Raw genomic sequence first — 6,482 nt, forward strand, 5'->3', positions numbered from 1 at the left:
CGACCTCTTCCCGGGGGAACTGGGCCACCACCACCTCTTCCGTGTCGAGCACCAGTTCCGCCTGCAGGTCGCGGCCCATGTGGGTGAGGCGCCGCAGGCGTGCCGGCACGGTGCCCGGCTGGGGGGTGGCATGCACCTGAACGTGGTGGGGGCGTACGAAGATCCGCCCTTCCGACGGCAGCGGCGGCACGGCGCCACGGCGCACGGGCAGGGCGCCGCTGGGCAGTTCGTTGACGGCCCCCACGAAGCTCATCACGAAGGGGGACGCGGGATGGTCGTAGATCTCCGCCGGAGAGCCGATCTGCTCCACCCGCCCTTCGTTCATCACCACGATCCGATCGGCCACCTCCATGGCCTCCTCCTGGTCGTGGGTCACGATCACCGTGGTGACATGCATCTCGTCGTGGAGATTGCGCAACCAGGCGCGCAGCTCCTTGCGCACCTTGGCATCGAGGGCGCTGAAGGGTTCATCGAGCAGCAGCACCTGGGGCTGCACCGCCAGGGCCCGGGCCAGGGCCACCCGCTGGCGCTGGCCACCGGACAGTTGGGAGGGGAAGCGGCTGCCGTAGCCGCGCAGGTGCACCAGGTCGAGCAGCTCGTCGACCCGGCGGCGGATCGCCTCGGGCTTCCAGCGGCGCAGCTCGAGGCCGAAGGCCACATTGCGGCGCACGTTGCGGTGCTTGAACAGGGCGAAATGTTGGAACACGAAGCCCACCTGGCGCTCCTGGACCGAGCGTTGGGTGGCCTCTTCGCCGGTGATCCAGATGCGGCCGGCATCGGCCTCCTCCAGCCCGGCGATCAGGCGCAGCAGGGTGCTCTTGCCCGATCCGGACGGCCCCAGCAGGGCCACCAGGGAGCCGCTTTCCACGTCGACGCTGACGTCGTCCACGGCGCGGAAATCGCCGAAGCTCTTGCTGACGTTGGCGACGCGGATGCCCATCGGAGCGGCCTGGGTGGCACGAGGAGAGTCGACTATACCGGTAAACACACCGCCAAACCGTCCTTTGGGGTGATACGGTCAGCGCCACCCCGCCGATCCGGCGCCCCCGATGACCCCCGCCCCGCTGCGCCGCTGGCGCCCGCCTGCCCTGAGCCTGCCCAGCTGGCCCTGGCGCATCACCTGGACCTACCTGGGCCTGATCCTCTTCCTGCCCCTGGGGGCCATGCTGCTCAGGGCCGCTGCGGTGGGACCCGCCGGTTTCTGGGAGATGGCCACCACGCCGGAGGCCATCGCCACCTACAAGGTCAGCTTCGGCCTGGCCCTGGTGGCCAGTGTGATCAACGGCGTGTTCGGTCTGGTGGTGGCCTGGGCGCTGGTGCGCTGCCGCTTCCCGGGCCAGCGGCTGCTGGATGCCCTGATCGATCTGCCCTTCGCCCTGCCCACCGCCGTGGCCGGGTTGGCGCTCACGGCCGTGTACAGCACCAACGGCTGGCTGGGCCAACCGCTGAACGAGGCCTTCGGCCTCAAGGTGGCCTTTGCCGCCCCAGGAGTGACGGTGGCGATGGTGTTCATCTCGCTGCCCTTTGTGGTGCGAACGGTGGAGCCGGTGCTGCGCTCCCTGGAGAAGGAGCAGGAGGAAGCCTCCTGGTGCCTGGGGGCCACGCCCCTGCAGACCACCGTGCGGGTGGTGCTGCCCCAGCTGCTGCCGGCGATCCTCGGCGGGGTGGCCCAGGGCTACAGCCGGGCCGTGGGGGAATACGGCTCGGTGGTGATGATCTCCAGCAACGTGCCCTTCCGTGACCTGATCACCCCCACCCTGATCATCCAGAAACTCGAGGAATACGACTTCGAGGCCGCCACCGTGATCGGCTCGGTGATGCTGATCTTTTCCCTGTTCAGCCTGCTGGTGATCAACCTGCTGCAGGTCTGGGGCCAGCGCTACCAGGGCGATGCGGCCTGATTGATCTCCAGCTTCCGTTGCGTTGATTGCTTCGCCATGACCATCGTTGTTCCCACCCTGGAGACCTCCAGGCCCGCTCCAGCCAGGCCCTCGCGCCGCCAGGGCCTGGACCTGCCGGCAATCCTGATTCCCCTGATCGCCTGCCTCTACGTGGGGGTGGTGATCCTGCTGCCGGCCCTGAGCGTGGTGGCCTCGGCCTTCGCCAAGGGGCTGGGCCCCTTCCTGGAGAACTTCCAGTCCCACGAACTGCTGTCCGCCCTGCGGCTCACCCTGTTTGCCACTGCCGTGGCGGTGCCCTGCAACGTCATCTTCGGCCTGGCCGCGGCCACCGCCATCGCCCGCCGCCAGTTCCGGGGCAAGGCCCTGCTGCTCAGCGTCATCGACCTGCCCTTCTCGATCTCGCCGGTGGTGGTGGGCCTGATGCTGGTGCTGCTCTACAGCCCCAGCCATGGCCTGCTGGGGGGCGCCATCGAGAGTCTGGGCTGGAAGATCATCTTCTCCTGGCCCGGGATCGTGCTGGCCACGATCATCGTCACCTTCCCCTTCATGGCCCGGGAGGTGATCCCCCTGCTGGAGGAGGAGGGCTGGGAGCAGGAGGAGGCCGCCCGCACCCTCGGCGCCACCAACTGGCAGGTGTTCTGGAAGGTGACGCTCCCTTCGGTGCGCTGGGCCGCCCTCTACGGCCTGATCCTCACCACGGCCCGGGCCCTGGGGGAATTCGGGGCCGTCGCGGTGGTCAGCGGCAACATCGAGGGCCTCACCCAGACCCTGCCCCTGTTTGTGGAGGATGCCTACAAGAACTATCAGACCGAGCTGGCCTTCGGCGCGGCGATGGTGCTGGGGGGGGTGGCGATCGTGTCGCTGCTGCTCAAGATCCTGGTGGAGCAGGTCCTGGAACAGGACAGGAAGGCGAGCCGGGTGGAGCCTGAGGGCTGAGGCGGTCCTGCGAGCAGCCCCCGGGCGGCTCGATCTGGATCGTGCTGTGGGTGATGCCGAGGTCGGCCAGCCGCTGCTGGGCCAGCTGCAGCAACTCCCCATCTTCCTCGCCAGCGGTGGCGCGGCTCAGGTGGGCCGTCAGGGCGGTGCGGGAGGTGCTCATGCCCCAGACATGCAGATGGTGCACGTTCTCGACGCCGGGCAGGGTGCGCAGGGCCGTCTCCACCGCGGTCAGGTTGATGTCCCGTGGCACGGCATCGAGGGAGGCACTGAGGGCCTCACCCAGCAGCTCCCAGCCGCTCCAGGCCACGGCCAGCCCCACACCGATCGCGGTAACTGCATCCAGCCACATCCACCCCACCAGACCGACCAGAAGGGCGCTGACCAGCACCGCGGCCGAGACGGCGGCATCGGTGAGCAGGTGCACCACCGCCGCCCGCCGGTTCAGATCATGGTGGTGCCCGCCGCCGAAGAGACGGGCCGACAGCAGGTTGACCACGATCCCGGCCGCCGCCGCCCAGGCCACCGGGCCGCTCACCACCGGCACCGGATCCAGCAGCCGTTGCACCCCTTCAACGATCACCACCCCGGCGGCCATCAGGATCAGGGCCGCGTTCATCAGCGAGGCCAGCTGGGTGCTGCGGCCTAAGCCATAGGTGAAGCGGGCCGTGGCCGGGCGGGCGCTGAGCCGCTCGGCCCCCCAGCCGAACAGCAGTCCGGCCACGTCACCGAGGTTGTGGATGGCATCGCCGATCAGGGCCAGGGAGCCAAAGCCGATGCCGATCGCCAACTGCAGCCCCGAGAGGCCGCTGTTCAGCAGCACACCCCAGAAGAAGGCCCGAGGCGAACCCTGCCGGTGCGTTTGCCCATGCTCGTGGGCTTGGTGCTGGTCGGAATGGGACGCCATGGAGGCGTCTTAGCAGCGCTGGCCTCGGCTGGCTTTCAGCTCTGGTAGTGGGAATCGAGCCAGCAGCGTGGCAGGGCCTCCCCGGAGGGAAAGAACAGGTCGGCCTTGGCGTACTCCTGGGGATCCTGCATCTCCTCGCCGCCATGGAGACGGGCCTGCACCCGGGCGTCAAACGGATTGAACAACTGCTTGACGTTCAGCACCTCCACCAGGCTGGCGTCATCGTCGTGGCGTACTTTCAGGAACATCGCCCTGCACCGGTTCTCGATACCTTCAGTCTGGTGCTTCGGCGCCATGAAGGGTAGTGATCGTGACATTTCCCCCTCGCCGTTGCCGGGCCCTCCGCGTTCGATCTCCGTTCCATGGCCCATCACCAGATCCTGATCGTCGGCGGAGGGGCAGCGGGCCTCACCGTGGCCAGCCAGCTGAAGCGGGCGCGGCCGGGCCTGGAGATCGCCATCCTGGAGCCCTCCCCCGACCACTATTACCAACCCGGCTGGACCCTGGTGGGCAGTGGGGTCTTCACCCTCGAGCAGACCCGCCGCGCCGAGGCTGATCTGATTCCGGAGGGGGTGCGCTGGATCCGCGCCGCCGCCGCCGGTTTCGATCCGGTGGCCGGCACCGTGGCCAGCACCGACGGCGAAACGCTCCACTACGACGTGCTGGTGGTGGCCACCGGCATCAAGCTGTGCTGGGACCGGATCAAGGGGCTGCCGGAGGCCTTGGGCACTGGCGGCATCACCAGCAACTATTCCAAGGATCTGGTCGACTACACCTGGAAGACCATCCAGGCCTTCTCAGGCGGCAACGCGATCTTCACCTTCCCCGACACGCCGATCAAGTGCGCCGGGGCGCCCCAGAAGATCATGTACCTGGCCGACGACGTCTTCAAGCGTTCGCCGCAGGTCGCGGCGGCGACCAAGGTGATCTACGCCACCGCCACGCCCGGGATCTTCGCCATTCCCACCTTCGCCGAACCCCTGCGCCGGGTTGTGGCCCGCCGCGGCATCGAGCCCCGCTACCAGCACACCCTCAAGGAGGTCCGCGCCGCCAGCAAGGAGGCGGTCTTCACCGTCAAGGACGGCGACACGGTGCGGGAGGAGGTGCTGCCCTTCGGCATGCTGCACGTCACCCCGCCGATGGCGGCCCCGGATGTGGTGGCCACCAGCCCCCTGGCGGTGGCCGGTCCGGGCGGCTGGGTGGAGGTGGACAAGTTCACCACCCAGCACGTGCGCCATGCCAACGTCTTCTCGCTTGGCGACGTCTCCTCGCTGCCCAACTCCAAGACCGCCGCCGCGGTGCGGGGCCAGGCCCCGGTGCTGGTGGCCAACCTGCTGGCCCACCTCGATGGCCAGCCCCTGGCGGCCCGCTACGACGGCTACGCCTGCTGCCCGCTGATCACCGGCTACGGGCGCGTGATCATGGCCGAATTCAACTACGAGGGACAGCCCGTTCCTTCCTTCCCCCTCGATCCCACCCAGGAGCGCTGGAGCATGTGGGTGGTGAAGAAGGATGTGCTGCCCTGGATCTACTGGAACCGCATGCTCAAGGGAGCCCCCCATGAGCGGCGCTTCATGCCTGGGGTGGCCCACTGAGGTCGCTGCCGGGCGACTTGTTCAGGTGGCCCAGGCGCTCTTCCAACCCGTGCAGCATCTCCAGGGCGAACATCGGCAGTTCCTGGAGGGCGAACAGGAACTCCTCCCGATTCATTTCGAGCAGCTGTGTGTCGCGCAGGGCCGTGGCGGTGCCGAAGCGCTGATGCTGGGCGCCCACCAGGGCTCCCACCCCGAAGCTGCTGCCGGGCCCGAGGATCTCACTGGCCTTTCCTTCGGCCCAGTCGATCCGGACCTCGCCATCCACGATGCCGAAGACCGACTTGCCCGCCTCGCCAGCCCGGAAGATCACCTCCCCTGCCGCGATCGTCCGCAGGTCCCGGTCCTGGGCCAGGAGCCGCATGGTGGTCAGGGCGCCTGGGGAGGGGGAGGTCATGGTGGACTCCTGGATCCGACCACCTTGCAGATGGTGGGTTAAGGATCAGGTGGGAACGGGGCCGTCGGTCATGGTCACCGGGGAGGGCTTCACGTCCCAGATCCTTTCGGCATACTCCCCGATGGCGCGGTCGGAGGAGAAGAAGCCGCTGCGGGCGGTGTTCAGCAGGGCCATCAGATTCCAGCGGCGGCGGTCGGCCCAGGTGGCGTTGATGGCGTCCTGGGCCCGGAGGTAGTCGCTGAAGTCGGCCAGCACGAAGAAGGGATCGGCCCCCCGCAGCTGGTCCGTCAGGGGGCGAAACCGCTCCGTGTCCCCCTGGCTGAAGTGCCCCTGCCCGATCAGGTCGAACACCTCCGCCAGCAGGGGATCGTTCCCGAGCCACTCCCAGGGTCTGTAGTGGCCCCGCAGCTGGGCGATCTCTTCGGTGCTGCGGCCAAAGAGGAAGAAGTTGTCGGCGCCTGCCTGCTCGCGGATCTCGACGTTGGCGCCATCGAGGGTGCCGATGGTGAGGGCACCGTTCATCATGAATTTCATGTTGCCGGTGCCGGAGGCCTCGAGGCCGGCGGTGGAGATCTGCTCGGAGAGGTCGGCGGCGGGGTAGACGCGCTCGCCGAGCTTGACGTTGTAGTCGGCCAGGAAGATGACCCGCAGCCGGCCGTCCATGTCGGGGTCGGCGTTGACGACATCGGCGATGCCGTTGATGAAGCGGATGATCAGCTTGGCCATGGCGTAGCCCGGGGCGGCCTTGC

The 6,482-nt window shown here is 68.3% G+C and carries 8 protein-coding genes; 3 read left to right on the plus strand and 5 right to left on the minus strand.

The genetic code is table 11. The annotated features are described in order from the left end of the window. Positions 1-940, minus strand: a 940-nt coding sequence (locus KUG43_RS00485; protein WP_216905176.1) for a sulfate/molybdate ABC transporter ATP-binding protein, incomplete at its 3' end; no start/stop codon positions are given. A gap of 109 nt (positions 941-1,049) precedes the next feature. Here KUG43_RS00485 and cysT point away from each other — a divergent pair. Beyond that, positions 1,050-1,901, plus strand: a complete 852-nt coding sequence (gene cysT / locus KUG43_RS00490; protein WP_216905177.1) for a sulfate ABC transporter permease subunit CysT — start codon at positions 1,050-1,052, stop codon at positions 1,899-1,901. A 36-nt stretch (positions 1,902-1,937) separates the two neighbouring features. After that, entirely contained in the window at positions 1,938-2,837 is a 900-nt protein-coding gene (gene cysW / locus KUG43_RS00495) for a sulfate ABC transporter permease subunit CysW (protein ID WP_286194248.1), read from the plus strand. Here cysW and KUG43_RS00500 read toward each other — a convergent pair. After that, a complete protein-coding gene (locus KUG43_RS00500) occupies positions 2,770-3,744 on the minus strand; it encodes a cation diffusion facilitator family transporter (protein WP_216905178.1) in 975 nt (324 codons plus the stop codon). The genes cysW and KUG43_RS00500 overlap by 68 nt on opposite strands. A gap of 35 nt (positions 3,745-3,779) precedes the next feature. Beyond that, positions 3,780-3,992: an acetyltransferase gene (locus tag KUG43_RS00505; protein ID WP_216905179.1), complete on the minus strand. Its 213-nt coding sequence runs from the start codon at positions 3,990-3,992 to the stop codon at positions 3,780-3,782. A gap of 114 nt (positions 3,993-4,106) precedes the next feature. On the opposite strand from KUG43_RS00505, the gene KUG43_RS00510 reads away from it, so the two are divergent. Beyond that, positions 4,107-5,339, plus strand: a complete 1,233-nt coding sequence (locus KUG43_RS00510) for an NAD(P)/FAD-dependent oxidoreductase (RefSeq protein ID WP_216905180.1) — start codon at positions 4,107-4,109, stop codon at positions 5,337-5,339. Here KUG43_RS00510 and KUG43_RS00515 read toward each other — a convergent pair. Both KUG43_RS00515 and KUG43_RS00520 read right to left on the minus strand, forming a co-directional pair. Further along, entirely contained in the window at positions 5,317-5,733 is a 417-nt protein-coding gene (locus KUG43_RS00515) for a Crp/Fnr family transcriptional regulator (RefSeq protein ID WP_216905181.1), read from the minus strand. The two genes, KUG43_RS00510 and KUG43_RS00515, sit on opposite strands and share 23 nt — an antisense overlap. A 45-nt stretch (positions 5,734-5,778) precedes the next feature. Beyond that, a partial coding sequence (locus KUG43_RS00520; RefSeq protein ID WP_216905182.1) for a glycogen/starch/alpha-glucan phosphorylase occupies positions 5,779-6,482 on the minus strand: 704 nt, incomplete at its 5' end.

The organism is Synechococcus sp. CCY 0621, assembly GCF_019038465.1.
Classification (GTDB): domain Bacteria; phylum Cyanobacteriota; class Cyanobacteriia; order PCC-6307; family Cyanobiaceae; genus Cyanobium.